We start from the raw sequence: 25,575 nt of genomic DNA, 5'->3' as shown, positions 1-25,575 counted from the left end.
AGTCCTGTCTTTCCGGGGCGGGACGGCCGGTCAAGGGTGGCCGCAGGCCATCGCGAAGCGACGCGAACGCAGTGAGCGCCCTTGAGGGGCCGGCCCGACACGGAGAGACGATGGGACTGACGGGAAACCCCCAAACCATCCCTGATGCCGCTCAGGGGTAACAGCCCCCTCCCCCTCCCCCTCATCCCCTCACCTCACCGCCCCGCCCAGAGCCCCTCCGGGGTCAGGCCCAGCAGGTCGATCGCGTTGCCGCGGACGATGCGGTCCACCACCGCCGGGTCCAGGTGACCCATCTGGGCCTCGCCGACCTCGCGGGACTTGGGCCAAGTGGAGTCCGAGTGGGGGTAGTCCGTCTCGTAGAGGACGTTCGCGACGCCGATCGCGTCGAGGTTCTTCAGGCCGAAGGGATCGTCGAAGAAGCAGCCGAAGACGTGCTCGGCAAAGAGCTCCGACGGCGGGCGGTGGACCTTGTCCGCTACGCCGCCCCAGGCACGGTTCTCCTCCCAGACCACGTTCGCGCGTTCCAGGATGTACGGGATCCAGCCGATCTGGCCCTCCGCGTACATGATCTTGAGGTTGGGGAAGCGTTCGAACTTGCCGCTCATCAGCCAGTCGACCATCGAGAAGCAGCAGTTGGCGAAGGTGATGGTGGAGCCGACCGCCGGCGGGGCGTCCGCCGAGGTGGACGGCATGCGGGAGGACGAGCCGATGTGCATGGCGATGACCGTGCCGGTCTCGTCGCACGCCTGGAGGAAGGGGTCCCAGTCGTCCGTGTGGATGGACGGGAGGCCGAGGTGGGGCGGTATCTCCGAGAAGGCGACCGCGCGGACGCCGCGCGCCGCGTTGCGGCGCACCTCGGCGGCGGCCAGCCGGGCGTCCCACAGCGGTACGAGGGTGAGGGGGATCAGGCGGCCGTGGGCTTCCGGGCCGCACCACTCCTCCACCATCCAGTCGTTGTACGCCCGTACGCCGAGCAGCCCCAGCTCGCGGTCGGCCGCCTCGGTGAAGGTCTGCCCGCAGAAGCGCGGGAAGGTCGGGAAGCAGAGGGCCGACTGGACGTGATTGACGTCCATGTCCGCGAGCCGGTCGGGAACCGAGAAGGACCCGGGGCGCATCTGCTCGTAGGTGATGACTTCCAGTTTGATCTCGTCGCGGTCGTACCCGACGGCGGTGTCGAGGCGGGTGAGCGGCCGGTGCAGGTCCTCGTACACCCACCAGTCGCCGATCGGGCCGTCGTCGCCCTTGGCTCCCATGACGGGAGCGAACTTGCCGCCGAGGAAGGTCATTTCCTTCAAGGGGGCGCGGACGACGCGGGGGCCGGTGTCCTGGTACTTGGACGGGAGCCGGTCCCGCCAGACGTGGGGGGGCTCCACCGTGTGGTCGTCCACCGAGATGATCTTCGGGAAGGTCTCCATACCCGATACGGTAGCGCTGATCTGACGAACCGTCAGCTAGTTGGGAGCCGATCGGTCCGTTACGGGCTGACGTGTACGCGCAAGACAGGGCAGACTGACCCTTACACCGACGGAAGGCAGGGGGGACGACAGATGGACGGCGTACCGGCCATCCCGCACCCGCGGAAACACCCCGAAGCAGCCCGCACCACCCTCACCGCCGCCGGCCCGGCCGCCCCGGCCCCGCCCGCCTCCGCCGCCCACCCGGCCGCACCGCCCCCACCCTCCGCCGCCGCCGCCTCCGCAGGCTCCTCCGGCTCCCGCTTCGCCGTACTCGGGCCCATCCGCGCCTGGCGCGGCTCCGACGCACTGCCCTCCGGCACCCCCCAGCAGCGCGCCCTGCTCGCCGCGCTCCTGCTGCGCGACGGGCGCACCGCCACCGCGCCCGAACTGATCGACGCCATCTGGGGCGAGGACCCGCCGCAGCAGGCCCTCGCCACCATCCGGACGTACGCCTCCCGCCTGCGCAAGGTCCTCGACCCCGGGCTGCTGGTCACCGAGTCCGGCGGCTACGCCATCCGGCTGCGTTCCGCCGCCACCCTCGACCTGGGCGTCGCCCGCAGCCTCGCCGCCGACGCCGAGGCGGCCCGTGCGGCCGGTGACCGCAACCTGGCCCGTACCCTCCTGGCCCGCGCCCTGGACCTGTGGGACGGCGAGCCCCTCGCGGGGGTGCCCGGCCCGCATGCCGAGACCGAACGCGTCCGGCTCGCCGAATGGCGCCTCCAGCTGCTGGAGAGCCGCCTCGACCTCGACCTGGAGGTCGGCCACCACGCCGAGGCGGTCTCCGAGCTCACCGCCCTCACCGCCGCCCACCCGCTGCGCGAACGCCTGCGCGAGCTGCTCATGCTCGCCCTCTACCGCAGCGGCCGGCAGGCCGAGGCCCTCGCCGTCTACGCCGACACCCGCCGCCTCCTCGCCGACGAGCTCGGCGTCGACCCGCGCCCCGAGCTCGCCGCCCTCCAGCAGCGCATCCTGAACGCCGACGCCGACCTCGCCCGCGCCGAGGACCCGGCGCCCGCGGCCGCCGCCGTCCACGTAAGGCCCGCCCAACTGCCCGCTACCGTGCCCGACTTCACGGGCCGCGCCAGTTTCGTCGACGAGCTCGGCACGATCCTCTCGGGCGGCTCCGAGGGCCAGGTCATGGCCGTCTCCGCGCTCGCCGGGATCGGGGGCGTCGGCAAGACCACCCTCGCCGTGCACGTGGCCCACGCCGCCCGCCCGCACTTCCCCGACGGGCAGCTCTACGTCGACCTCCAGGGCACCGAGGCCCGCCCCGCCGAACCGGAGGCCGTCCTCGGATCCTTCCTGCGCGCCCTCGGCACCCCCGACAGCTCCATCCCCGACTCCTCCGCCGAGCGCGCCGCGCTCTACCGCTCCACCCTCGACGGCCGCCGCGTCCTGGTCCTGCTCGACAACGCCCGCGACGCGGCCCAGGTGCGTCCGCTGCTGCCGGGCACCGCGGGCTGCGCCGCCCTCGTCACCAGCCGGGTCCGCATGGCGGGCCTCGCCGGGGCCCATCTCGTCGACCTCGACGTGATGAGCCCCGAGGAGGCCCTCCAGCTGTTCACCCGCATCGTGGGCGAGGAACGCGTACGCGCCGAACGCCAGGCCGCCTTCGACGTGGTCGGCGCCTGCGGGTTCCTGCCGCTCGCCATCCGCATCGCCGCCTCCCGCCTCGCCGCCCGGCGCACCTGGACCGTGTCCGTCCTCGCCGCCAAGCTCGCCGACGAGCGCCGCCGCCTCGACGAGCTCCAGGCCGGCGACCTCGCCGTCAAGGCCACCTTCGAGCTGGGCTACGGCCAGCTGGAACCCGCCCAGCAGCGCGCGTTCCGCCTGCTGGGCCTGCCCGACGGGCCCGACATCTCCCTCTCCGCCGCGGCCGCCGTGCTCGACCTGCCCGAGCACGACACCGAGGACCTCCTCGAAGCTTTAGTGGACTGCTCCCTGCTGGAATCCGCCGCGCCCGGCCGCTACCGCTTCCACGACCTCGTACGGCTCTACGCGCGTGCCTGCGCCGAACGCGACGAGCAGCCGCCGAGCAGCCGCGACGCCGCCCTCGACCGGGTGCTGGACTTCTACCTGGCCACCGCCTCCGGGGTCTACGCGCTGGAGCGCCCCGGCGACCGGCTCCCCGCACACCTGTCCGCCACCCGCCACCCCGGCCTGGTCTTCGCGGAGCCGCACACCGCCCTGGACTGGCTGTTCGCCGAGGCCGACCCGCTGCTGGCCTGCGTACGGCAGTCCGCCGCGCGGGGCGGCGAGACGCACGTCCTGCGCCGGGCCGTGGACCTGCTGTGGGCGGCGAAGGACCTCGCCGAGTCCGGGGCCAACTCCAAGCAGTACGAATCGGCGGCCGTGGCCCTGCGCGACGCCGCCCGCACCGCGAAGGACCCGCGCGCCGAGGGCCGGGCCCGTACCACCCTGACCATGGTCTACCTGGTCTCCGGCCTGAACGCGGAAGCCGACGACGAGGCCCGGCAGGCCATGGTGCTCGCCCGCGAGGCCGACGACCCGCTGCCGAGCTGCTGGGCGCCGAACGACCGCGGGATCATCGCACTCCACCAGGGCCGGTACGCCGACGGCGAGCGGTTCCTGCTGGAGGCCATCGAGAACTTCCGGGCCGACGACAACAACATCGGCGAGGCCAGCGCCCTGTGCAACCTCTCCCGCATCCACGTGATGCTCGGGCGGTTGAACAGCGCGATCGACCTCGCGCAGCAGGGCATCGCCATATACGACCGGATGGGCCTGACCCTGCGGCTGGCGAACGGCCGGTACGCGCTGGGCATCGCCCTCACCCAGGCGGGCCGGCTCGGCGAGGCCCTGGCCCAGCTCACCGAGGCCCTCTCCCTCTTCCACGAGAACCGGCAGCCGCTGTGGGAGGGCGTGACCCACTTCCGGCTCGCCGAGGCCCACCTGGCCGCGCGCCGGCCCACCCTGGCCGCCTCGCACGCCGAGCAGGCCATCGCCCTGCGCGGGATCGGCGGGGAGTGGCGCCGGGCGACCGTCCTGACGGTGCTGGGCAAGGCGCTGCGGCGGCTGGGGCAGACGGACCGGGCCCGGGCGTGCTGGCGGGACGCGGAGGCGGTCTTCGCTCAGCTGGACTCGGCCGAACTGGCCGAGGTGCGCGCCCTGTTGGCCTCCGAGCTGGCGGCCTGAGCTGGGCTTCGGCCGTTGAACGAGGCGTTCATCGTTCGTTTATCGCCCCCGGGCACGATAGGTACATCGACCCGGCGCGTCGGGGGGCTACCGGGTCGGTTGGAGGACTACCCGTTCGGCGGTCATCGGGGGAATCGCCGAACGGGCCCGACCCATCCACCAGGAGGTCCGATGACGACGAACGAGAACATCCTGCCGGCCGACGGCGACATCAAGCCGCTCGACAACCACGCGTCGGGCCTCGAGATCGAGACGCTGGACAACCACGCGTCGGGCGCCGAGGTCAAGCCGCTGGACAACAGCACCACGTCGGGCGCCGCGGCCAAGCCGCTGGACACCAGCCCCGCCAACGGCGAGGAGATCCAGACGCTGGACAACCACGCGTCAGGTCCGCGTCCGTAGCCGACGCACACGAGCAGCTCCACGCCGTACGGGGGAACCACGGGGGGATCCGGGGGGACACGGGGGAATCCGGCGCGGAGCACGGGGGAACACGGGGGACCCACGGGGGGGATCCGGGGGGAGCACGGGGGAACGGCGGTCGCGGTGGCCCGGAGGGGGAGCCACCGCGGCCGCCGCGTTCGTGTGTCCACGGGACGGTGGGCGGCGGGCGGCGGCACATAGGGTGGGAGGGTGTTCACCTCCCAGGGGCCGGGCGTCCGCGAGCTGGCCGTGCAGGCCCTCTCCTCGGTCGAGCGCGGTTACGACCTGCTCGCGCCGAAGTTCGACCACACGCCCTTCCGCACCCCGGACCGGATGCTCGACGCCGTCGAGGAGACCCTCGCCCAGCGGGAGGGTTCCTTCGGCGCCGGGCTGGACGTCTGCTGCGGCACCGGGGCCGGGCTCGGGATGCTGCGCCGGCTGTGCCGGGGGCGGGTGACCGGGGTGGACCTCAGTGCGGGCATGCTGGCCGAGGCCGCGCAGGCGCACCCGGACCCGCGCGTGGACTTCGTACGGGCCGACGCGCGGGCGCTGCCGCCCGCGCTCGGGGACTCGTACGACCTGGCGGTGAGCTTCGGGGCCTTCGGGCACTTCCTCCCGGCGGAGCGCCCCGCCCTCTTCGCGGGCGTGCACTCCGCGCTGCGAGCGGGCGGGGTCTTCGCCTTCCCGATCGGTGCGCCGCTCCCGCCGGGTTCGCCGGTGTGGTGGGCGGTGGCGGGCTTCGACGCGGCCATGCGGGTGCGCAACGCGGTGTGGCGGCCGCCGTTCGTCATGTACTACCGGACCTTCCCGCTGGGCGGGGTCCGCTCCGACCTGCGTGCGGCCGGCTTCACGGTGGAGACCGCCCCCCTGGAGCACTTCGGCCGCCGCGACGACGGAACCCCCCGCTGGCGCCTGGTCCTGGCCCGCAAGCCAGCGCGTGGTTGAGTAGGCCGGCCGGGCACCCTCTGGAGGACACCATGGAAGCCGAACTTCCCGAGTGGATGTTCCCACCCCGCCCGAGCGGCTGGGAAGCGGACGACCTGGACCACCTGCCCCAGGCCCCCCGGCACACCGAGCTCATTGAGGGAGCCCTGATCTTCAGGGTGTCCCCGCAGCGGTCCTGGCACTCGCGGCTCGCGCAGAACCTGGCCTTCGGCCTGCGGCAGGCCGCGCCCGACGGCATTGAGATCGAACGGGAGATGACCGTCCGTCTCGACAAGAGGAGCCGCCCCGAGCCGGACATCCTGGCCGCGTCGGTCGCCTACGACCCCGACCGCACCCGCTACCTCCCGGAGGAGGTCGTCCTGGTGATCGAAGTGGCGTCCGAGGAGTCGGCGGACCGTGACCGCTCCATCAAGCCCTTCAAGTACGCCCAGGCCGGGATCCCCCACTTCTGGCGGGTCGAGGACGAGGAAAGCGGGCCCGCCGTGCACGTCTACGAGCTGGACACGGTCACCCGGACGTACGTCCCCACCGGGATCCACCGCGAGTGGCTGAAGGTGTCGGTGCCCTTCCCCGCAGCCATCGACCTGGGCAGCCTCGTCCCCTGACTCAGCGGGCGCGCAGTTCGCGCTTGAGGACCTTCCCGCTGGCGTTGCGCGGGAGTTCCGTGACGAACTCCACCGCGCGCGGGACCTTGTAGTTGGCCATCTCCCGGCGGCTCCAGGCGATCAGGTCGTCGGCGGTGAGGGTGGAGTCGGGGCGGCGGACCGCGTACGCCTTGCCGACCTCGCCGAGGCGGGGGTCCGCCACGCCGATCACGGCTACGTCGGCGATGTCCGGGTGCAGGCCGAGGAGTTGCTCGATCTCGGCGGGGTAGGCGTTGAAGCCGCCGACGATGAACATGTCCTTGATCCGGTCGGTGATGCGCAGGTTGCCGTCCGCGTCGAGGACCCCGACGTCGCCCGTGCGCAGCCAGCCGTCGGGGGTGACCGCCTTCGCCGTCTCGGCGGGGTCCTCGAAGTAGCCGCGCATGACGTGGTGGCCGCGGACCCACACCTCGCCGGCCGTGCCGGGGGCCTGGGCGGCCCCGTGCCGGTCGGCCACGCGGACCTCGGTGCCGGGGACGGCCCGTCCGGAGGTGGCGGCGATGACTTCGGCCGGGTCGCCGCGGCGGCACATCGTGACGATGCCGCTGGCCTCGGAGAGTCCGTAGGCGGTGAGCACGGTGGCGATGTGCAGTTCGCCGCGCAGCCGTTCGACGAGCTGGAGGGGGACCACGGCGGCGCCGGTGACGACCAGGCGCAGGGCGGTGAGGTCGTGGTGGTCGCGCTGGGGGTGGTCGAGGAGCGACTGGTGGAGGGTGGGCGGTCCGGGGAGTACGGAGATCCGCTCGGCGGCGATGTTCGCGAGGACGGTGTCCACGTTGAAGACGGGCTGCGGGACCATCGTGGCGCCGCGCATCAGGCAGGCGATGATCCCGGCCTTGTAGCCGAAGGTGTGGAAGAAGGGGTTCACGATCAGGTAGCGGTCGCCCTCGCGCAGTCCGGCGAGCTCGCTCCACACGTCGTAGCAGCGCAGGGACTGGGCGTGGGTGATGACGGCGCCCTTGGGGCTGCCGGTGGTGCCGGAGGTGAAGATGATGTCGGAGGGGGCGTCGGAGGGGATGGACGCGGCGCGTTCGCGGACCGTGTCGGCCGGTACGCCGTCCCCGCCGGCCAGGAAGTCCTTCCAGGTGCGGAAGGACTCGGGGGCGTCGTCGGCGAGGACGACGACCTGTTCCAGGTGCGGCAGTGCGGGCAGCGGGCCGGTGCCGGTGCCTTCGGCGGCGGCGCGGCGCAGGGAGGCCACGTAGGAGGTGCCGAGGAAGGTGCCGGTGACGAAGAGCAGCCGGGTCCGGCTGCGCTGGAGGACGTACGCGGCTTCGGCGCCCTTGAAACGGGTGTTGAGGGGGACGAGGACCGCGCCCGCCGAGACGGCTCCGAGGGCGGAGACGATCCATTCCAGGGTGTTGGGGGCCCAGACGGCGACCCGGTCGCCCGGTTCGACTCCGGCGGCGATGCAGGCGGCCGCGGCGCGCTCGACGCGTGCGCCGAGCTGTGCGTAGCTGATCCGGGAGCGGCCGTCGACGACGGCTTCGTGGTCGGCGTAGCGCGTCGCGGCCTCGCGGACCAGTCCGGCGATGCTGCCCCAGCGCAGGTCGCCGCGCGGGTCCTCGCCGCCGTCGCCGTCGAAGACGCCGTCGCCGAAGACGCCGTCGTCGAGAACGCCGTCGTCGAAAGCGGCCTCGTGCCCCGCGCCGTGCCCCGCGCCGTGTCGGTCCTCGCCCATCGTCCGCCCCTCCCCGGTACCAGTAGCTGACTATCCGTCAGATTAGCTGTAGCCTTCGCGGCTGTCAGTACTGGTGCACCCCGGAGGTGGCGATGGCGGCAACGCTCAAGGACGCTACGGCGATAGTCGGCATCGGTCAGACCCCCTTTGCCAAACGGCTACCGCAGTCCGAGAAGGAACTGGCGTGCCGCGCCATCCTGGCGGCCCTCGCCGACGCGGGGATCGAACCGTCCGAGGTCGACGCCTTCTCCTCCTACACCATGGAGGAGACCGACGAGGTCGAGGTCGCCAAGGCCATCGGCGCGGGCGACGTCACCTTCTTCTCCAAGATCGGTTACGGCGGCGGCGGTTCCTGCGCCACCGTCGGCCACCTCGCGGCCGCTGTCGCCACCGGCCAGGCCACCGTCGGCGTCGCCTGGCGCTCGCGCAAGCGCGGCTCGGGCCCCCGCCCGTGGAAGAACACCGCCGTCCAGCTGCCCACCCCCGGCCAGTGGACCCGCCCCTTCGGCCTGCTGCGCCCCGCCGACGAGATCGGCATGCTGGCCCGGCGCTACATGCACGAGTACGGGGCCACCCGCGACCACCTCTTCAACGTGGCGATGGCCTGCCGCAACCGGGCCAACGAGAACCCGGCCGCCATGATGTACGAGCGCCCGCTGACCCGCGAGATGTACATGACCTCCCGCATGATCAGCGACCCGCTCTGCCTCTTCGACAACTGCCTGGAGACCGACGGCGCCCTGGCCTGCGTGATCGTCTCCGCCGAACGCGCCCGGGACTGCCGCCAGAAGCCCGTGTACGTGCACTCCGTCGCCCAGGGTCTGCCCGCCCAGCACCACGGCATGGTCAACTACTGGAACGACGACCCCCTGACGGGCCCCGCCTGGACCGCCGCCCGCCACCTGTGGAAGCAGGCCGACTTCGGCCCCCAGGACGTGGACGTCGCCCAGATCTACGACGCCTTCACCCCCCTGATCCCGCTCTCGCTGGAGGGCTACGGCTTCTGCGGGCGCGGCGAGGGCGCCGCCTTCACCGAGGGCGGGGCCCTGGAGATGGGCGGCCGGCTCCCCATCAACACCGGCGGCGGCGGCCTGAGCGAGGCGTACGTGCACGGCTTCAACCTGATCAACGAGGGCGTCAAGCAGCTGCGCGGCAGCTCCACCGCCCAGGTGCCGGACGCCGCGACCTGCCTGGTCACGGCGGGCGAGGGTGTCCCGACGTCCGCGATCCTGCTGCGCGCCTGAGGAGGCGAGGACCGATGACCACCGCTCCCGACCAGCTGCTGCTACCCGTCCCCGACGAGGACGGCGCCCCCTTCTGGGAGTACGCCACCCAGGGCGAACTCCGCGTCCAGGCCTGCACCGCGTGCGGCCGGCTGCGCTTCCCGCCCCGCCCCTGCTGCCCGCACTGCCAGTCCTTCGACAGCGAGTGGCGCCCGATGAGCGGACGCGGCCGGATCTGGTCCTACGTCCGGCCGCACCCGCCGCTGCTGCCCGCGTACGCCGCGCATGCCCCGTACAACGTGATCCTCGTGGAGCTCGCCGACGCCCCGCACATCCGGCTGGCGGGCAACCTCGTGTCCTCGGCCGACGCCCCCCTCGACTCGGTGGACCCGGCCCGGCTGCGCATCGGGGCGCGGGTCCAGGTGGTCTTCACCGAGACGGACGGGATGGCCGTGCCCCGCTGGATCCTGGAGAAGCCGTGACGCTGCGGGTGGAGCGGGACAAGGCGACCGGGGTCGCGGTCGTCACCCTGGACCGGGAGCGCAGGCACAACGCGATCGACCTGGGGACGGCGGGCGAACTGGCCGAGGTGTGGCGGGAGTTCCGCTTCGAGCCGGACGTGCGGGCGGTGGTGCTGACGGGCGCCGGGACGGCCGCCTTCTGCACCGGCATCGACCGGGGCGTGGAGGTGCCGCAGCCGGCCTCCCCCTACTCGGCCGACGACCCGCTGGTCGCGATCGGCCCCAAGGCGGGCGACCTGTGGAAGCCGGTGATCGCCGCCGTCAACGGCATGGCCTGCGGCGGGGCCTTCTACCTGCTGGGCGAGGCGGACTTCCTCATCGCCTCGGAGACCGCCACCTTCTTCGACCCGCACACCACGTACGGGATGGTCAGCGCCTACGAGGCCGTCTACATGGCCCAGCGGATGCCCTTCGGCGAGGTCGCCCGGATGTCCCTGATGGGCACGGCGGAACGGCTCTCGGCGCGCCGGGCCCACGAGATCGGCCTGGTGTCCGAGCTGACCGGCCCCGGGGAGCTGCTCCCGGCGGCCCTGCGCGCCGCCGGGACGCTGGCCGGCCTCCCGACGGAGGCCGTGCAGGGCACCGTACGGGCCCTGTGGTCGGCCAAGCAGGCCGCACTCCAGCAGGCCCTGGCCCAGGCCCCGGCGCTGATCGCGCTGGGGAACCTGGCGCCGGAGCGGCAGGCGGAGCTGTTCACGGGGCGGAAGGAGGCACCGGCGCCGAGGCTGCGGTGAGCCGTGCGGCGCGGCCGGGGTGACCGGGGCCACCGGGGTCTCGCTGCCGTACCGCCGCCGAGCCGCGCTGTCCCGCCGCGCCGCCGTGCCGTCCTGCCGCCTTGCCGTCCTGCCGCCTTGCCGTCCTGCCGCCTTGCCGTCCTGCCGCCTTGCCGCCGTGCCGGCGTCAGAAGGCCTTCTCGATCTTGCCCACCGTGCAGTTCTTCACCTCGGCGGCCTTGGCCGGCAGCGTCATCGGGACGGTGACCGTCTTGGTCTCGCGCGCCTTGAGCTCGACCCGCACGGAGGCGGTGTCGAGGGTGCCGCGCTGCGCGTCCTCGAAGACCACCGGGATCCTCACGGTGCGTGCCGCGCCCACGTCGGAGGTCACCTTGAGGGTGGCCTCCGTCTTCCCCGCGCCGGCGCAGGTGACGACCACGGCGTGCGCGGGAGGGGCGGTACTGCTCGGCGAGGGAGTGGCGGAGCTGCCGCTTCCGCTGCTGTGGGTCTTCTTCTTGCTCTTGGAGCTGGAGCACCCGCCCCCGCTGCTGCTCTTGCTCTTGCTCTTCCCGCTGCTGCCACCGCTGCTGCCGCCGCTGCTCCCGCCGCTCGACGAGAACCCGGTCAGTGCGAACACGACGGTCACCAGCACGGCGGTGAACCGGATACGGCGTCCTATGCCCATGGTGTGAACCCTTCCCCCGAAGACGACGGGCGGGACCCTACCAGGTCCCCGCATGCGGGGACCCGCCCCCGGGCGCAGCATCTCCGGCCGCGGGCACCGGCGCCGGGCATGACGGCGGCCCCGGCCCCCTGTCAGGGGGCGGGGCCGGCCAGTCGTACAGGCGGGCGGGGATCAGCCCTCGACGACGCCCGAGGCCTTGATCGCGATCTTGGCGCTGGTGGCGCCGGACTGGGAGCCGAGGCCCTCGATCTTCGTGACCAGGTCCGAACCCTCGACGACCTCGCCGAAGACGACGTGCTTGCCGTCGAGCCACGGGGTCGGGATGGTGGTGATGAAGAACTGCGAGCCGTTGGTGTTGCGGCCGGCGTTCGCCATCGACAGCAGGAACGGGCGGTCGTGCTTCAGCGTGAAGTTCTCGTCGGCGAACTTCTCGCCGTAGATGCTCTTGCCGCCGGTGCCGTTCTGGTTGGTGAAGTCGCCGCCCTGCAGCATGAACTGCGGGATGACGCGGTGGAACGGGGAGCCCGCGTAGCCGAAGCCGTGCACGCCGGTGGCGAGCTCGCGGAAGTTCTGGGTGGTCTTCGGGACGACCTCGTCGAAGAGGTTGAAGACGATACGGCCGGCGTCTTCGCCGTTGATGGTGATGTCGAAGTAGACGTTGCTCATGGGGTCCATCCTGTCACTCCCCGTCCGGTGTGCGACCCGGCGGGGCCGATCACCGCCTGCCGGGCCGCGCCGGGAGCGTCACTGTGCGGTACGGGTACCCGTCCCCTTCGCCGCGTCCAGGGCGTACACGCAGCGGTCCTTGCTGCACGCGTAGACCACGCCCGCCTCGGCCACCGGGGAGCCCGTGATCTCGCCGCCCGTGGCCAGCTTCCAGCGGAGCTGTCCGCCCGCCGCGTCCAGCGTGTACAGGCAGTGGTCCGCCGAGCCGAAGTGCACCCGGCCGTCCGCGACCGCCGGCTGGCCGGTGATCTCGCCGCCCGCGGCGAACCGCCACTTCGGGGTGCCGGTGACCGCGTCGAGCGTGTACAGGGCGCTGCCCGAGCCCAGGTGGACGCTGCCGTTGGCCACAATCACCGGGTCCGTGGAGGCCCGGGTCTCGGTGGCGATGCGCCAGCGGTCGTTGCCGGTGGCGGCGTCCAGGGCGTAGACGGTGCCGAGGTGGTCGGCGAGGTAGACCCCGCCGCCGGTCACCGCGGCGCCGGGGGCGAAGGCCGGGGGCGCGAGGAACACGGTGGGGGCCTCGAAGTGCCAGCGGACCCGGCCCGAGGCCCGGTCCACGGACAGCACGCGGGTGCCGGCGCAGACGTAGACGTTGCCGTCGGGGGCGGAGGTGACCCGTACGGGGACGTTCCCGCAGGAGGCCGCGTCGCCGACCGGGTAGGACCAGGACTCGCGGCCGGTGCGGGCGTCCAGGGCGCGCAGCCGCGCGTCCTGCCACACGTAGACCGTGCCGTCGTGCAGGACGGGTGCCGCCTCCGGGGTCTCGAAGTCGGTCTGCGCGCCGGTCAGCTCCCACAGCTTCTGGCCGTTCGAGGACTCCCAGCCCTGTACGCCGCCGCCGCGCGTGGCGGTGATGACGGTGCCCCGGTCGGCGCGCAGGGCGTACACCCAGGCGTCGCTGGACAGCCGCCAGCGCTCGGTGCCGTCGGTGGCGTCGAGCGCGTAGAGGGAGGGGCCGTCGGAGGCGTGGATGCGGCCGTCGGAGACGGCCATGGACCAGGCGACGTCGCGGGTCTTGAACTGGCGGCGGCCGCTGGCCACGTCCAGGGCGTGCACCTCGAAGGAGGTGACGTAGAGGAGGTCCCCGGCGACGGCGGGGGTGCCCCAGACCTCGTTGGACATGCGGAAGCGCCACGGGCGCCAGCGGCCGCTGTCCGGGGAGGGGCCCGGGCCGGGTACCGCGGGCCCGGTGGCGGGGGCCGCGGTGGAGGGGGCGGACGGGGCGGCCACGCCGCCCGGGGGCCGGACCCAGCCGGTCGCCGAGTCGGCGGCGGCGTGCCCGGCCGGGGCCACGGAGCCGGCGCGCGGGCCGGGCCCGATCGGGACCGGGGAGCCGCCGAGGCGGACCGGTTCGCCGGAGGGCACGGGGGACCTCGGCGGGTGCATCGGGCGCTGCGGCACGGCCTGGCCGGTACGGGGGTCCAGCCAGGGGTCGACGCCGCGCTGGCGGCGGTGCGTGGCGGGCCCGGAGATCGGCCCCCGGGAGCCGGATCCGGCGCCGGAGGCGGGGCCGGGCGCGGGCACCACGGGCGCGGGGGGCGTACGGTGCCCCGCGCGGCGGGCCTCGATCATCGCGACGGCCCGGCCGGGCAGCCACGCGGAGGCGGTGCCGCTCTCGTCGCCGCCCTCGAAGAGGTGCGGGGCCAGCTGTGCCTGGAGGTCGGCCGGGGTGGGCCGCAGGGTGGCGTCCATCTGCATGCAGGACTCGATGAGCGGCCGCAGCTCCTCGGGCAGCCCCTCCAGGTTGGGCCCCTCGCGCAGCAGCATGAACACCGTCTCCACCGGGTTCGCCCCGTGGTACGGCGGGTGCCCGGTCGCGGCGAACACCAGCGTCGAGCCGAGCGAGAAGACATCGCTGGCGCCCTTGACGCTGCGCGAGTCCTTCGCCTGCTCCGGCGACATGTACGCGGGGGTGCCGACGGCGACGTTGGTCATGGTCAGGCGGGTGTTGGAGACCCCGCTGGCGATGCCGAAGTCGATCACGCGCGGGCCGTCCTCGACGACGAGCACGTTGGACGGCTTCAGGTCGCGGTGGACCAGTCCCGCACCGTGGATGGACTGCAGGGCCTCGGCGATTCCGGCGGCGAGCCACCGTACGGCCTGGGCGGGCATGGGCCCGCACTCGTTGACGATCTCCTCCAGCGAGGGCGCCGGCACGTACGCGGTGGCCAGCCACGGCACGGCCGCCCGCGGGTCCGCGTCGACCACGGCCGCGGTGTAGAAGCCGGACACGGCGCGCGCCGCCTCCACCTCGCGCGTGAAGCGCACGCGGAAGAGCTGGTCCTCGGCGAGCTCGGTGCGCACCGTCTTGATTGCGACCCGCCGTCCGGACGCGGACCGCGCGAGATAGACCAGCCCCATGCCGCCGGCGCCGAGCCGTCCCAGCACCTCGAAGGGGCCGATCCGTCTCGGGTCGTGCTGCGTCAGCTGCTCCACCACTCGCCTCCACACCTCCCCGTACGGGTCCCTCGCCGGACCCGCTTCCACCAGCACGCGCACCCGCACGGGGCCTGCCCCGTGCAGCGTCTCATCCCGGGCGCCGCCCGGGTCGCGCACCCCGATTCTGTCAGGCCCGCGCGGGGTACGGCCCCGGCTACGCGGCCGGGTTCGTCCTGGGTTCCGAGAGGAGCCCGAAGACGGCCCCCTGATTGTCGGCGACGACCGCGATCCGGCCGTACGGCGTGTCGAAGGGATCGGCGGTGACCCGGCCGCCGAGCCGCTGCACCGTGGCGACGGACCGGTCGCAGTCCGGGACGGCGAAGTAGGCCAGGAAATGGGCGGGCATGATCTCCGGGAAGGCGTCGGTGATCAGGCTGCGGCCCATGACGGCGGTGTCCGTCCCGGGGGCCCTGCCCGGCGGGGACCAGACGCGGTACTCGACCCCGGCGTCGTCCTGGTCCTGCGGTACGTAGCCGAAGACCTTGGCGTAGAAGGCGTCGACGGCGTCGCGGGCCCGGGTGTAGACCTCGGTCCAGCAGTACGTGTAGGGCTCCTGCTGGGCCTCGAAACCGTCGTGGGTGCCGGGCTGCCAGAGGCCGAAGACGGCCCCGCCGGGGTCGGCGGCCATGGCGGCCGTGCCGTACGGGCCGACCGGCATCGGGTTCATCACCAGCTGGCCGCCGGCGGCGCGGATGCGCTGGGCGCAGGCGTAGGCATCGGTGGTGTGGAGGTAGATCCCCCAGACGGTGGGCATCCGGCCGTCGGGCTTGGGGGCGAGGGCGGCGACGTTGCGGCCGCGGCTGTAGGCCTGGGTGTAGCCGCCGTACTCGGCGCCCGCGCTGTCGCCGAAGGTCCACCCGAAGAGTTCGCCGTAGAAGCGCTTTCCCGCCTCGACGTCCGGAAGCGAGGCGTCCACCCAGCAGGGTTCGCCTTCCGCGAATGCGGCCATCAGCCCGGTTCCTTCCGTTGTGCGGGGGTGTGTACCCTCCCACCTCTCCCAGCCATGATCCGCCCGAAAACTTGTCCACAGCCTGTTGATAAGACTAATCGGGGGAAACCTCGCGGAACGGTACGGCGCCCCCCGGGCCGCCGTACGCCCGGCAGGCCTGCGGCGGCGGCCGTACGGGGCGGCCGGAATCCGCCGCGCGGCCCGCCCCGGACGGGCTCCCGCCCAGGCCAATGAGCCCGTAACCCCATTTGCAGGCGGCCGAATAGCGCGCCGATCACCCCTCGGTAAGCTGACGGCATGACAGGACAAGTACGCACCGTCGACGGGCGTGTCGCCGGCCGGCGCGGCCAGGCGACGCGGCAGAAGCTGCTCGACTGCCTGAGCGAGATGCTCAGCTCCTCGCCGTACCGCGACGTCAAAGTGATCGATGTCGCCCGCAAGGCCGGTACCTCCCCCGCGACCTTCTACCAGTACTTCCCGGACGTGGAGGGTGCCGTCCTGGAGATCGCCGAGGAAATGGCGACCGAGGGCGCACAGTTGACCGCGCTCGTCGAGGGCCGCAACTGGGTCGGCAAGGCCGGCTGGGCTGCGGCAGAGGAACTCGTCGAGGGATTCCTGGACTTCTGGCGGCGCAACGACGCCATCCTGCGGGTCGTCGACCTCGGGGCGGCCGAGGGCGACAAGCGCTTCTACAAGATCCGCATGAAGATCCTGAACTCGGTCACCAACTCCCTCACTGAGTCGATGAAGGAGCTCCAGGCCAAGGGCAAGGTCGACAAGGACCTCAGCCCGGCGGCGATGGCCGGCTCCCTGGTCGCCATGCTGGCCGCGGTCGCCTCGCACCAGAAGGGCTTCCAGACCTGGGGCGTCAAGCAGGCCGAGCTGAAGCCGAACCTGGCCCTGCTCGTCCACCTGGGCATCACCGGCAAGAAGCCCACCCGGTAGCGGCGGACCCCGGAGGGGTCCGCCGCCCGGCACGACACCGGCACACCGCCGGCACGACACCGGCACCGCGCCGGTACGCCACCGGCACACCGCCGGTCACCCGACCGGCACACCGCCCGGCCGGACCTGCCCGCGCTCCGCGCGCCAGGTGACGGGCGTGCGTCTCGAACCGCCTGCGATCAGCGACGCTCCAGGCGGAACAGCCGGATCTCGCGCTCGATGCGCGCCTGGTACGTCGCGTACGGCGGCCAGAACCCCAGCACCGCGGTCCATGCCGCCGCGCGCTCCTCGCCTTCCAGCAGCCGGGCCCGTACGGCGATGTCCTGGCCCTTCCAACTCACGTCCGCGTCCGGGTGCTTGAGCAGGTTTCCGGTCCACGCCGGGTGCCCGGGCCGGCCGAAGTTGGAGCCGATCAGGAGCCAGCTCGCGCCGCCGTCCTCCGGCATGCAGGCGAGCGGGGTGGTGCGCGGTTCTCCGCTCCTGGCGCCCTTGGCGGTGAGGATCACCCCCGGCAGCATCCGGGCGCTGAGCAGCACCTTGCCACGGGTCAGCTTGTGCACCGCCCGGTCCATGGCGGGGATGAAGTGCGGTGCGATCTTGGCGAACAGCATGGTCGAGGAGACCTTCTGCATCAGCTTGACGCCGATGCCCAGAGCCACAGCCATCAGACGGCCACCTTCTCGGGTTCCGTGGGGGTGGTGAAGAGTCCGGCGCGGTGCGCGGCGTGGGCGCGCAGCCGATGGACGGGGCCGAACAGCAGCTCGTCGGCCGCCGCCCGTTTGAAGTAGAGGTGTGCGTCGTGCTCCCAGGTGAAGCCGATGCCGCCGTGCAGCTGGATGGCCTCGCCCGCGGTGATCCGCAGGGCCTCCAGGGCCTGCGCGAGGGCGAGGCCGCCCTGTTCGGGGTCCCAGGCTGCGTAGTAGGCCGCCGACCTGGCGGCCTGCACCTGGACGTACAGGTCCGCGAGGCGGTGCTTGACGGCCTGGAAGGAGCCGATGGGCCGGCCGAACTGCTCGCGCTGGCGTACGTAGTCCACGGTGCGGGCGAGGGCCTGGCCGGCCGCGCCGACCGCCTCGGCGGCGAGGACCGCGCAGGCGGTGCGCCCGGTGGCGGCGAGGGCGCCGAGCACGTCGGACCCGTCCTCGCCGAGCAGTTCCGCGGGGACGTCGCGCAGCTGGATCCTGGCCTGCGGGCGGGTCTCGTCGAGGACGGCCTGGCGGGAGCGGACGAGGCCGGGCGCGTCCTCCCGTACGAGGAAGAGCAGCGTGCGGCTTCGCGCGAAGCCGCCGGTGTGCGCGGCGACCAGCAGCAGCGAGGCGCTGTGCCCGTCGAGGACCTGGGCGCTCTCCCCGTAGAGCCGCCAGCCGCCGCCCGTCGCGTCGGCGCGGGCCTGCACCCCGCCCGCGCGGCCGCCGCCGGCCCACTCCCCGGCGGTGTTGTCGCCGCTGAGTGCGAGGGCGGTGGCCAGGGCCGGGCCGGGGACGGCGAGGGCTGCGGTGAGCCCGCCGGCCGCGAGGGGCGCGAGGAGTGTGGTGCGCTGGGCCGCGGTGCCGAGGGCGGTGATCAGTGGCGCGCAGAGCACGGCGGTGGCCAGCAGCGGCGAGGGCAGCAGCGCCCGGCCGGTCTCCTCGCAGGCCAGGGCCAGGTCGGCGGGGGTGCAGCCGACGCCGCCGTACTCCTCGGCGATGGCGATGCCCGGCAGCCCGAGCTGCTGGGCGAGCTGCTGCCACAGCTCGCGGTCGTGTCCGGCGGCAGTGCGGACGGCGGCTTTGACCTCGTCCGGGCCGCAGCGTTTGCCCAGGATCTCGCGCAGGGTGCGGCGCATCTCGTCCTGCTCCGCGGTGAAGGCGGCATCCATCGTCGGGCTCCTCCCCGTATCTGACGGGCCGTCATGTTAGGGCGGGCGGCGCCAGAAGCACAGGGGGCGGGCCGGGCTCCCTGCGGGAAGCCCCGCCGCCCCCGGCGCCGGCGCGGACGCCGGGCCCCCGTCCCGGCGCGGGCCCCGACCCCAGCGTCCCGGCACCCGCCGGTCCCGGCGCGGCGGGCTCCGGGCCGCCCCGGCGGCGCGGAGCACCAGCAGCACCCCGACCGCGGGCCGCGGAGGGCCTGGCTTCCAGCCGGAGGAATCCGGCGGCACCGGCGACGGGCCGTGCGACGACCGGCCTCCACCCGGAGACGTCCGGCGGCACCGGTCACGGGCCACGGAGCGCCGGGCCACCACCCCGGAGGGGAACCAGCGACACCCGCCACAGGCCCCAGAGCGCCAGGCCACCACCCCGGAGGGGAACCGGCGGCAGGCGCGGGCCCCGGGCTTCCACCCCGGGGGGCTGGTATCTGACGTTCCGTCAGATGTACCGTCAGTCCATGCCTGGACCCACGCCCGGGCCCCTCCGAGGGCCCGCATCCGCCTCCGCCCCCACCCCCGGCACCCCCGGCACCCCCCGCCGCCGGGTGGCGGTCGTCGGCGTCGCCCTCTCCGACTGCGGCCGGGTGGACGGCCCCACCCCCTACGCCCTGCACGCGCAGGCCGCCCGCCGGGCCCTGGCCGACTCCGGCCTGGACCGCTCCGTCATCGACGGCTTCGCCTCGGCGGGCCTCGGCACCCTCGCACCGGTCGAGGTGGCCGAGTACCTGGGCCTGCGCCCCACCTGGGTGGACTCCACCGCCGTGGGCGGCTCCACCTGGGAGGTGATGGCCGCCCACGCCGCGGACGCCATCGCGGCCGGGCACGCCGAAGCCGTCCTGCTGGTCTACGGATCCACCGCCCGCGCGGACATCAAGGCCCGGCGGCGGACTGCGAACCTCTCCTTCGGCGCACGTGGTCCGCTCCAGTTCGAGGTCCCGTACGGGCACACGCTGATCTCCAAGTACGCGATGGCCGCCCGCCGCCACATGCACGAGTACGGCACCACCCTGGAGCAGCTCGCCTCGGTGGCCGTCCAGGCCCGGGCGAACGCGGCCACCAACCCGGACGCGATGTTCCGCGAGCCGATCACGGTCGAGGAGGTCCTGTCCGGCGAGATGATCGCGGACCCCTTCACCAAACTGCACTGCTGCATCCGCTCGGACGGCGGCTGCGCGGTGCTGCTGGCGGCGGAGGACTACGTACCGGACACCGCGAAGGCACCGGTGTGGATCCTGGGCGCGGGCACCTCGGTCTCGCACACCACCATGTCGGAGTGGGAGGACTTCACGGTGTCCCCGGCGGCCGTCTCGGGCAGGCTGGCGTTCGAACGGGCCGGCCTCACCCCTGCGGACGTGGACCTCGCGGAGATCTACGACGCCTTCACCTACATGACCCTGGTGACCCTGGAGGACCTCGGCTTCTGCGCGAAGGGCGAGGGCGGCGCCTTCGTGGAGAAGGGCCGCCTGCTGCGCGACGGCGAACTCCCGGTCAACACCGACGGCGGTGGCCTCTCGGCCTGCCACCCCGGCATGCGCGGCCTCTTCCTGCTGGTCGAGGCGGTCCGCCAGCTCCGCGGCGAGGCGGGGCCGGGCCAGGTCACCAAACCCGGCGGCCGGCTGCCGGAGGTGGCCCTGGCCTCCGGCACGGGAGGCTGGTTCTGCTCCTCGGGGACGGTGATCCTGGGACGGGCCTGATCCCGGGGTCCGCCGGAAACCGGCCGCCTACCAGTTCAGGCGGTCCAACGGGCGCCCCTCGGCGGAGAGTTCGATCTCGTGCGTGTTGCGGTCGGCGTCAGTGAGGCTGATGACGTCCGGGGAGATCCATTCCGCCTTCCGGACGGACTGCGGCCAGGGCGCCATCTCGTCGAACCGGGCGACCGGCCAGCGGCGGGCCACCGGGAAGCGGCCGTCGTCCACGTAGACCTCCCAGACCGGGTCGGTCAGCGGGGACGTGCGCTCCACCACCAGGCGGCGGGCGGCGCCGTCCGGGGCCGGGACGTCGAACTCGACGGAGGGGAAGGGGTCGGCGGCGATCAGGTACACCGGAACGCACGAGGCGGCCAGGACCAGCACCCACACCAGGCCGTGGCTCCCGACCGTACGCAGCGCGCGGCGGCGGGAGGAGAGCAGGACGGCCCCGATGAGGGCGAGGGCCGCGCCGCAACCCATCAGCAGGGGTTCGTCGAGCTCGGCCAGGACGGCGAAGCCGCCGGGCCGGTTGGACAGCGGGGCGACGACCGCCGCCCCGGCGAGTATCCCGGCGAGGGCGAACAGCCCCCGCCTCATGGGTCTGTGCACGTTCATGGGCCCGCACCCTAGCCTGACCCCATGACGAGCCAGACCAGCAGCGATGCCTTCCACACCACCCTGCACTCCCTGCGCGTGTGGGAGAACCCGCTCCCCGTCTTCGACACCGGGACGGCGCCTGCCGAGCCGCTGCCGCTGTTCCGCGAGTGGTTCCTGCACGCCGCCGCGGCGGGGCAGCCGGAGCCGCACACGATGAGCCTGGCGACGGTGGACGGCGAGGGGCGGCCCGACGTACGCATCCTGATGCTGCACGACGCCGATGCGCGCGGCTGGCACTTCGCCACGCACGCCACCAGCGCCAAGGGCCGGCAACTGGCCGGGCAGCCCGAGGCCGCGCTCGCCTTCTACTGGCCGGCCGTGGCCCGACAGGTGCGCATCCGGGGCCGGGTCACCGCCTGCGGCCCGCAGGAGAGCCGGGCCGACCTGGCCGTGCGCTCGCGGGGTGCGCTCGCCTCCGCGCTGACGGGCCGGCAGAGCGAGGTGCTCGGCTCCCGGGAGGAGCTGGAACGGGCCTCGGCGGCTGCCTGGGAGCGGGCCGAGGCGGAGCCGGACGCCCCGGCCCCGACCTGGACGAGGTACGTCCTGGACGCCTCCGAGGTGGAGTTCTTCCAGGGCGACGCCGCCCGCCGCCACACCCGGCTGCGCTACCGGCGCCCGGCCGGAGCCGCCGCCTGGATCCGCGAACTGCTGTGGCCTTAGGGGGTCCTAGGTCGTCTCTTTCGGATCTTGTCGGTCAGGTCCGCGTCGTCCGGCGCCGTGCCTCGGCGCGCTGCCGGGGCTCCCGCGTACTGGACGTACTCGGGTGCCCCGGCAGTGCGGCGAGGCGCGGTGCCGGGCGGCGCGGACCCGGCAAGATCCGAAAGAGACGGCCTAGTGGCGGAGCAGCGCGCGGAGCCCGGGCGGGTGCGTGAGGCGTTACGCCGTGGGACGGCGGCGCTTGCCGGTGCCGGCCACGAGCGCGGCGCCCATGGCGACGGCGAGGCCGGCGCCGCCGAGGGCCCAGGTGGTGGCGGGGTCGGCGCCGGCGGTGGCGAGGTGACCGCCGCCGGGGGTGGTGCCCGTGCCGCCGCCGCTCTGGTCGACGGCCGGCTTGACGCCGCCGTCGGGCTTCGGCTGGTTGCCGGTGCCGGCGCCCCCGGTCTGGCCGCCGTTGCCGTTGCCGCCGCCGGTGCCCGCCGCGAGGATCTTGGTCGCGACGGACTCCGTGGCGGAGGAGACGAACTCGCCCTTCTCCGTCTTCGCGTAGCCGCCGAACACCATGTGGAAGGCCCCGGGAACGGTGTCGCCGGTGAAGCGGAGGCGCACCTTCACGGTGGTCTTCTCGCCGGACTTCAGCGACACCTGCCCGAGGTCGCCGCCCAACGTGTCCTCGGACCCGCCGATCTCGACGTCGTACCAGCCGTCGGCGCCGTAGACCTGGACCTTGACCTGCGAGGACGTCACCCACGAACCCTCGTTGAAGCCGCGCCCCATGTGGGCGGCCACCAGGAAGTCCTTGACGTCGCCCTTGCCCGCGTTGTCCAGGTGGAGCTGGAGCTCCTGCCAGTCCGCGCCGGCTCGGAAGCCCTCGGCGGGGATCCCGTCGACGGTCGCCTTCGGGCCCTCGACGTGGACGACGCCGGAGTCGGAGGCCACGTGGGAGTAGTAGGTGACGGTGTCGGCGACGGCGCCGTTGTGGTGCGGGTTGCCCGCGCCGAAGACGTTCAGTGAGAAGGCGGTCTCGGGGGTGTCCTCGGCGAACCGGACCCGGATGGCCAGGTCCCGCTGCTCACCGGCGCTGTACTCGCCGCCGTAGTTGAAGATCCGGACCTTGCCGTCCTCCCGGCTGACCTCGACCGGGTGCCAGTAGGTCATGCCGTCGGTGGTCGTGGCGAGGTACTCCACCTCCACCTGGCCGGGCCGGATGTCGGCGCCCTGCGGGACGAGGTCGACACCGAGGTAGAACTCGTTCGTGCCGGGGCGCCCGGAGTTGTCCACCTTCAGGGTGAGCGTGCGCCAGGTGTCGTCGCCGGCCGTGAAGCCGGTCTGGGGCAGCCCGGCGAGGCTGAGCTGCGGGGCCTTGACGGCCTGCTGCTCGCGGGTGATCTTCGAGGTGTACGTGGCCGTCTCGGAGTCCACGTTCGTGTGGTTGGTCCCGGTGACCTGGATCCGGAGCGGGGCAGCGGTCGCCTCGGCCGCCACGCGCACGCGCACCGGGATCTGGATGGACTTGTCCTGCGCGACCGGGATCCCGGCCAGCACGTCGAACACCGCGGTCTGCGGGCCCGGACCGGCCTGCCGCTCGGCGGGCTGCCACTGGCCGGCGTAGCGGTGCTCGACCTCGATGTGCGCGCCCTTGACGGGGGCGTCGGTGCCGGAGAAGAACAGCCCGAGGTCGTAGCTCGACAGGCTCTTCCCGCCGCTGTTGTCCATGCGCAGGGTGAGTTCGGTCCACTCGCCGCCTGCCTTGAAGCCGTCCTGCGGCAGGCCGTCGAGCGCCAGCTTCGGGCCGTTGTAGGCCGTCTGCGAGGCCGCGGCGTCGCCCTTCGGGTCACTGTCCGGCGTGGTCACCGCAGGCTTGGCCTCGTCGGCCATCGCGGGCGTGGCCATCAGGACACTGGGGCCGACCACTGCGGCGGCGGCCACGACGGCCATGCGCTTGAGCTTCATGTGCACTGCTTCCCCTGTGTGCGGCTCCGGGCGCGCGAAGGGCGCATCCCCCACCAGAGCCTGATCACCGTTTGTTCTGAACACGCTGAGACTAATTCAGCGATCAAAGGTGCCAGAACCGTCCGGCGTCACGCGTTTGACACAGGTCGCGGCCTCGAAACAGCGCAAACCAGCCACAGATCTCAGAATTCCGGACAGCCGTTTAGGCGCCGCCCGCGCGCTAGGGGGTGCGGCGGCTCAGCCCTTGCCCGCCGGGCGGAACACCGCCACGGCCACTGCGTCCGCCGCCTCGCGGAAGGCGACCTCCAGCCGCATCCCGATCCGCAGGTCCGCCGGTTCGCAGTCGACGACCTCGGTCATCATGCGCGGACCCTCCGCCAGGTCGACCACCGCCGCCGCGTACGGGACGCGCGTACCGAAGGGCGGCAGGTCGTTGCGGTGGATCACCGACCAGGTGTAGAGGGTCGCCAGGCCGCTCGCCGCCTCCCACGTCACACGGTCCTCGCCGGCCCAGCAGAACGGGCAGAACTCCCGCGGGTAGTGGTGCGCCCGCCCGCAGTCCGCGCAGCGGCGCAGCAGGAGGCGGCCCTCGGCCGCCGCGTCCCAGTAGGGGCGGGTGAACTCGTCCGCCTCGGGGAGGTCGTAGCGCGGCACGGTGTCCGGGGGCGGGTTCACAGGAACAGTCCGATCGCCGCGTCGAGGGACCAGGTCTGCCAGCTCATGGCGAGGAGGGCGACGAGGGAGATGAGCGCCATCATCGCGTTCTGGCCCTGCTCGGCCCAGTCGTGGATCATCAGCACGAGGTAGAGCAGGTTCAGCAGCAGTCCGGCGACCAGTGCGACGGGCGTGAGGAAGCCGAGGACCAGGCCCAGCCCGAGGGCGAGTTCGGCGTAGACGACGATGTACGCCATCAGCTTGGGGCGCGGCTTCACGACCAGCTCGAAGCCGCCCTTGACGAAGGTCCAGCGGTGTTTGCCCGCGACGTCGGCGGCCCAGGCGATGCCGGTGCCGCGTTCGAACCAGCCCTTCTTGTCCTTGTGCCGCCAGCTCTCCAGCCACCACAGGCCGAGGCCTATCCGGAGCACGGCGAGCCATTCGGCTCCGCTGAGCCAGATGGTCTGCATCGGCAGCCTCCACCCCTCGCACCATTGATCTGACGGTACGTCAGTTCAGCGGATCCGGAGCGATCACGCAAGGGCCCGGCGCTCACGAACGTGCGAAGAGCCCGCCGTAGCCGCCGATGCCGTCGGTGGGGGCGCCCGCCGCGCGCAGGGCGGCCCAGAGGAGGACCTGGTTGGCGGTGAGGACGGGGCGGCCGAGGGTGGTCTCCAGGGCCTGGATGACCCCGACGGCCCGGAAGCCGTTGCCGCCGATGACGACCGCTTCTGCCTCGTCGGGAAGGTGGGCGGCGACCCAGTCGTGCAGGGCGTCGGGCCGGATGAGCGACTGGCCGCTGGGCAGGCCGCACGGGGCGGCGAAGGGCACGTCGAAGCCGGCGTCCCGGTAGTAGTCCCGGCCCAGGCCGTTGAGGTCCGCGCCGAACCACGGCGGGTCGACGAGGCCGAGCCGCGTCACACCCAGGACGCGCAGGGCCTCGACCGTCGCGGCGCAGGTGGCGACCACCGGCAGGCCTGCGGCGCGCACCCCCAGGCGGTCGAGCATCCGCGCCTCGCCGCGCGCGCCGACGGCGTATGCGGAGCTGGTGAAGGCGAAGGCGATGGCCGCCACCGGCGCGGCCGCCAGCAGTGCGGTGGCCTCGTCCACGTACGGGGGCTCGGCGAAGGCCCGTACGGGTGCGAGTGCGATGGTGGGGTCCATCGCGCCGCCGCTGCCCATCGCGCCGAACGGCACCCGGGCGGCGTGCAGCCCCACCTCCGCCGGGGCCATGGCGCGCAGCTCCGACTCGGGGCCGACGTCGGCGTGCGGGGTGAGAACCCCCAGGCGGACCCGTACGTCCCAGCCGTCCGGCTGCCACATGGCTCCACTCCTGTCCCTAGGGGGTGTCCTGTGCGGTGGAAGCGGGGCCCACAGTGCCAGCGGGCGGGCTGCGGCACCCGGCGCCCTGCCGTGCGCCCGCCACCGGCCCACCGGATGGCCTCGGGACGGGGCCCGGCCAGGCCACGGCGCACCGGCCGGACGGACCCCGGACGCGTACCCGGGCAGGCCGGAAGGGCTCCGGCCGGCTGCAGGTCCCGCCGCCCGTGATC

The 25,575-nt window shown here is 73.5% G+C and carries 23 protein-coding genes; 10 read left to right on the top strand and 13 right to left on the bottom strand.

Going from position 1 to position 25,575, the window contains the following annotated elements; translation table 11 throughout:
* Window positions 1-194: 194 nt before the first annotated feature.
* Window positions 195-1,415, bottom strand: a complete 1,221-nt coding sequence (locus OG447_RS09850) for an amidohydrolase family protein (RefSeq protein ID WP_266936102.1) — start codon at window positions 1,413-1,415, stop codon at window positions 195-197.
* Window positions 1,416-1,547: 132 nt separating this feature from the next.
* Here OG447_RS09850 and OG447_RS09845 point away from each other — a divergent pair, with 132 nt between their 5' ends.
* The 4 genes from OG447_RS09845 (at window position 1,548) to OG447_RS09830 (ending at window position 6,586) form a co-directional block, all read left to right on the top strand.
* Window positions 1,548-4,613, top strand: coding sequence for a BTAD domain-containing putative transcriptional regulator (locus OG447_RS09845; RefSeq protein ID WP_266936101.1), 3,066 nt, complete (start codon window positions 1,548-1,550; stop codon window positions 4,611-4,613).
* A gap of 171 nt (window positions 4,614-4,784) precedes the next feature.
* Window positions 4,785-5,015 carry a hypothetical protein gene (locus OG447_RS09840; RefSeq protein ID WP_266936100.1) on the top strand — a complete coding sequence of 77 codons (231 nt, stop codon included), beginning with the start codon at window positions 4,785-4,787 and terminating at the stop codon, window positions 5,013-5,015.
* 231 nt (window positions 5,016-5,246) lie between these two features.
* A complete protein-coding gene (locus OG447_RS09835) occupies window positions 5,247-5,981 on the top strand; it encodes a class I SAM-dependent methyltransferase (protein ID WP_266936099.1) in 735 nt (244 codons plus the stop codon).
* Window positions 5,982-6,013: 32 nt separating this feature from the next.
* Window positions 6,014-6,586: a Uma2 family endonuclease gene (locus OG447_RS09830; RefSeq protein WP_266936098.1), complete on the top strand. Its 573-nt coding sequence runs from the start codon at window positions 6,014-6,016 to the stop codon at window positions 6,584-6,586.
* Window position 6,587: 1 nt separating this feature from the next.
* Here the strand turns inward: OG447_RS09830 and OG447_RS09825 are convergent, their stop codons facing one another.
* Window positions 6,588-8,306, bottom strand: coding sequence for a FadD3 family acyl-CoA ligase (locus OG447_RS09825; RefSeq protein ID WP_266936097.1), 1,719 nt, complete (start codon window positions 8,304-8,306; stop codon window positions 6,588-6,590).
* A gap of 92 nt (window positions 8,307-8,398) precedes the next feature.
* Here OG447_RS09825 and OG447_RS09820 point away from each other — a divergent pair, with 92 nt between their 5' ends.
* Genes OG447_RS09820 through OG447_RS09810 form a run of 3 tightly spaced genes read left to right on the top strand, consistent with a single transcriptional unit; the run spans window position 8,399 to window position 10,784 of the window.
* Window positions 8,399-9,550 carry a lipid-transfer protein gene (locus tag OG447_RS09820; protein ID WP_266936096.1) on the top strand — a complete coding sequence of 384 codons (1,152 nt, stop codon included), beginning with the start codon at window positions 8,399-8,401 and terminating at the stop codon, window positions 9,548-9,550.
* 14 nt (window positions 9,551-9,564) lie between these two features.
* Window positions 9,565-10,011, top strand: coding sequence for a Zn-ribbon domain-containing OB-fold protein (locus OG447_RS09815; protein WP_266936095.1), 447 nt, complete (start codon window positions 9,565-9,567; stop codon window positions 10,009-10,011).
* Complete coding sequence (locus OG447_RS09810) at window positions 10,008-10,784, top strand: enoyl-CoA hydratase/isomerase family protein (protein ID WP_266936094.1); 777 nt, start codon at window positions 10,008-10,010, stop codon at window positions 10,782-10,784. Before OG447_RS09815 ends, OG447_RS09810 begins: the two co-directional genes overlap by 4 nt.
* A 166-nt stretch (window positions 10,785-10,950) precedes the next feature.
* On the opposite strand, the gene OG447_RS09805 is transcribed toward OG447_RS09810, so the two are convergent.
* The 4 genes from OG447_RS09805 to OG447_RS09790 all read right to left on the bottom strand — a co-directional run bounded on the left by OG447_RS09805 (window position 10,951) and on the right by OG447_RS09790 (window position 15,562).
* Window positions 10,951-11,448 (bottom strand): hypothetical protein, encoded by a 498-nt coding sequence (locus tag OG447_RS09805; RefSeq protein ID WP_266936093.1) that lies wholly within the window; start codon window positions 11,446-11,448, stop codon window positions 10,951-10,953.
* 171 nt (window positions 11,449-11,619) lie between these two features.
* A complete protein-coding gene (locus tag OG447_RS09800) occupies window positions 11,620-12,114 on the bottom strand; it encodes a peptidylprolyl isomerase (protein ID WP_266936092.1) in 495 nt (164 codons plus the stop codon).
* Between the two features lie 78 nt (window positions 12,115-12,192).
* Window positions 12,193-14,613 (bottom strand): PQQ-binding-like beta-propeller repeat protein, encoded by a 2,421-nt coding sequence (locus tag OG447_RS09795; RefSeq protein WP_266936091.1) that lies wholly within the window; start codon window positions 14,611-14,613, stop codon window positions 12,193-12,195.
* A 154-nt stretch (window positions 14,614-14,767) separates the two neighbouring features.
* Window positions 14,768-15,562, bottom strand: a complete 795-nt coding sequence (locus OG447_RS09790; RefSeq protein WP_266936090.1) for a VOC family protein — start codon at window positions 15,560-15,562, stop codon at window positions 14,768-14,770.
* 297 nt (window positions 15,563-15,859) lie between these two features.
* On the opposite strand from OG447_RS09790, the gene OG447_RS09785 reads away from it, so the two are divergent.
* Window positions 15,860-16,507, top strand: a complete 648-nt coding sequence (locus OG447_RS09785; protein ID WP_079429181.1) for a TetR family transcriptional regulator — start codon at window positions 15,860-15,862, stop codon at window positions 16,505-16,507.
* A gap of 179 nt (window positions 16,508-16,686) precedes the next feature.
* On the opposite strand, the gene OG447_RS09780 is transcribed toward OG447_RS09785, so the two are convergent.
* On the bottom strand, window positions 16,687-17,172 hold the full coding sequence (locus OG447_RS09780) for a nitroreductase family deazaflavin-dependent oxidoreductase (protein WP_266936089.1): 486 nt from the start codon (window positions 17,170-17,172) through the stop codon (window positions 16,687-16,689).
* Window positions 17,172-18,365 (bottom strand): acyl-CoA dehydrogenase family protein, encoded by a 1,194-nt coding sequence (locus tag OG447_RS09775; protein WP_266936088.1) that lies wholly within the window; start codon window positions 18,363-18,365, stop codon window positions 17,172-17,174. The genes OG447_RS09780 and OG447_RS09775 overlap by 1 nt, the downstream gene beginning before the upstream one ends.
* Window positions 18,366-18,871: 506 nt before the next feature.
* Between OG447_RS09775 and OG447_RS09770 the strand changes: the two genes are divergently transcribed.
* Complete coding sequence (locus OG447_RS09770) at window positions 18,872-20,107, top strand: acetyl-CoA acetyltransferase (protein WP_266936087.1); 1,236 nt, start codon at window positions 18,872-18,874, stop codon at window positions 20,105-20,107.
* Window positions 20,108-20,134: 27 nt separating this feature from the next.
* Here OG447_RS09770 and OG447_RS09765 read toward each other — a convergent pair whose 3' ends face one another.
* The gene (locus tag OG447_RS09765; RefSeq protein WP_266936086.1) at window positions 20,135-20,716 is read right to left on the bottom strand and encodes a hypothetical protein; all 582 of its coding nucleotides are present in this window, start codon (window positions 20,714-20,716) and stop codon (window positions 20,135-20,137) included.
* 24 nt (window positions 20,717-20,740) lie between these two features.
* Between OG447_RS09765 and OG447_RS09760 the strand changes: the two genes are divergently transcribed.
* A complete protein-coding gene (locus tag OG447_RS09760; protein ID WP_266936085.1) occupies window positions 20,741-21,418 on the top strand; it encodes a pyridoxal 5'-phosphate synthase in 678 nt (225 codons plus the stop codon).
* Between the two features lie 216 nt (window positions 21,419-21,634).
* Here OG447_RS09760 and OG447_RS09755 read toward each other — a convergent pair whose 3' ends face one another.
* The 4 genes from OG447_RS09755 to OG447_RS09740 all read right to left on the bottom strand — a co-directional run bounded on the left by OG447_RS09755 (window position 21,635) and on the right by OG447_RS09740 (window position 25,345).
* Window positions 21,635-23,368 (bottom strand): hypothetical protein, encoded by a 1,734-nt coding sequence (locus OG447_RS09755; RefSeq protein WP_266936084.1) that lies wholly within the window; start codon window positions 23,366-23,368, stop codon window positions 21,635-21,637.
* Window positions 23,369-23,605: 237 nt separating this feature from the next.
* Window positions 23,606-24,043 carry a Zn-ribbon domain-containing OB-fold protein gene (locus OG447_RS09750; RefSeq protein WP_266936083.1) on the bottom strand — a complete coding sequence of 146 codons (438 nt, stop codon included), beginning with the start codon at window positions 24,041-24,043 and terminating at the stop codon, window positions 23,606-23,608.
* The gene (locus OG447_RS09745; RefSeq protein WP_266936082.1) at window positions 24,040-24,492 is read right to left on the bottom strand and encodes a DoxX family membrane protein; all 453 of its coding nucleotides are present in this window, start codon (window positions 24,490-24,492) and stop codon (window positions 24,040-24,042) included. The genes OG447_RS09750 and OG447_RS09745 overlap by 4 nt, the downstream gene beginning before the upstream one ends.
* Before the next feature lie 82 nt (window positions 24,493-24,574).
* Window positions 24,575-25,345, bottom strand: coding sequence for a maleate cis-trans isomerase (locus OG447_RS09740; RefSeq protein WP_266936081.1), 771 nt, complete (start codon window positions 25,343-25,345; stop codon window positions 24,575-24,577).
* Window positions 25,346-25,575 lie beyond the last annotated feature (230 nt).

It is taken from the genome of Streptomyces sp. NBC_01408 (assembly GCF_026340255.1).
Lineage (GTDB): Bacteria > Actinomycetota > Actinomycetes > Streptomycetales > Streptomycetaceae > Streptomyces.
Note: the sequence above shows the minus strand (reverse complement) of the source record. Positions and strands in the feature narration are given on the sequence as shown.

Bases quoted from the DNA above. Each gene is read 5' to 3' on its own strand.
- OG447_RS09850 (WP_266936102.1), bottom strand. From the start codon at position 1,415: ATGGAGACCTTCCCGAAGATCATCTCGGTGGACGACCACACGGTGGAG.
- OG447_RS09845 (WP_266936101.1), top strand. From the start codon at position 1,548: ATGGACGGCGTACCGGCCATCCCGCACCCGCGGAAACACCCCGAAGCA.
- OG447_RS09840 (WP_266936100.1), top strand. From the start codon at position 4,785: ATGACGACGAACGAGAACATCCTGCCGGCCGACGGCGACATCAAGCCG.
- OG447_RS09830 (WP_266936098.1), top strand. From the start codon at position 6,014: ATGGAAGCCGAACTTCCCGAGTGGATGTTCCCACCCCGCCCGAGCGGC.
- OG447_RS09825 (WP_266936097.1), bottom strand. From the start codon at position 8,306: ATGGGCGAGGACCGACACGGCGCGGGGCACGGCGCGGGGCACGAGGCC.
- OG447_RS09820 (WP_266936096.1), top strand. From the start codon at position 8,399: ATGGCGGCAACGCTCAAGGACGCTACGGCGATAGTCGGCATCGGTCAG.
- OG447_RS09815 (WP_266936095.1), top strand. From the start codon at position 9,565: ATGACCACCGCTCCCGACCAGCTGCTGCTACCCGTCCCCGACGAGGAC.
- OG447_RS09805 (WP_266936093.1), bottom strand. From the start codon at position 11,448: ATGGGCATAGGACGCCGTATCCGGTTCACCGCCGTGCTGGTGACCGTC.
- OG447_RS09800 (WP_266936092.1), bottom strand. From the start codon at position 12,114: ATGAGCAACGTCTACTTCGACATCACCATCAACGGCGAAGACGCCGGC.
- OG447_RS09790 (WP_266936090.1), bottom strand. From the start codon at position 15,562: ATGGCCGCATTCGCGGAAGGCGAACCCTGCTGGGTGGACGCCTCGCTT.
- OG447_RS09785 (WP_079429181.1), top strand. From the start codon at position 15,860: ATGACAGGACAAGTACGCACCGTCGACGGGCGTGTCGCCGGCCGGCGC.
- OG447_RS09780 (WP_266936089.1), bottom strand. From the start codon at position 17,172: ATGGCTGTGGCTCTGGGCATCGGCGTCAAGCTGATGCAGAAGGTCTCC.
- OG447_RS09775 (WP_266936088.1), bottom strand. From the start codon at position 18,365: ATGGATGCCGCCTTCACCGCGGAGCAGGACGAGATGCGCCGCACCCTG.
- OG447_RS09770 (WP_266936087.1), top strand. From the start codon at position 18,872: ATGCCTGGACCCACGCCCGGGCCCCTCCGAGGGCCCGCATCCGCCTCC.
- OG447_RS09765 (WP_266936086.1), bottom strand. From the start codon at position 20,716: ATGAACGTGCACAGACCCATGAGGCGGGGGCTGTTCGCCCTCGCCGGG.
- OG447_RS09760 (WP_266936085.1), top strand. From the start codon at position 20,741: ATGACGAGCCAGACCAGCAGCGATGCCTTCCACACCACCCTGCACTCC.
- OG447_RS09755 (WP_266936084.1), bottom strand. From the start codon at position 23,368: ATGAAGCTCAAGCGCATGGCCGTCGTGGCCGCCGCCGCAGTGGTCGGC.
- OG447_RS09745 (WP_266936082.1), bottom strand. From the start codon at position 24,492: ATGCAGACCATCTGGCTCAGCGGAGCCGAATGGCTCGCCGTGCTCCGG.
- OG447_RS09740 (WP_266936081.1), bottom strand. From the start codon at position 25,345: ATGTGGCAGCCGGACGGCTGGGACGTACGGGTCCGCCTGGGGGTTCTC.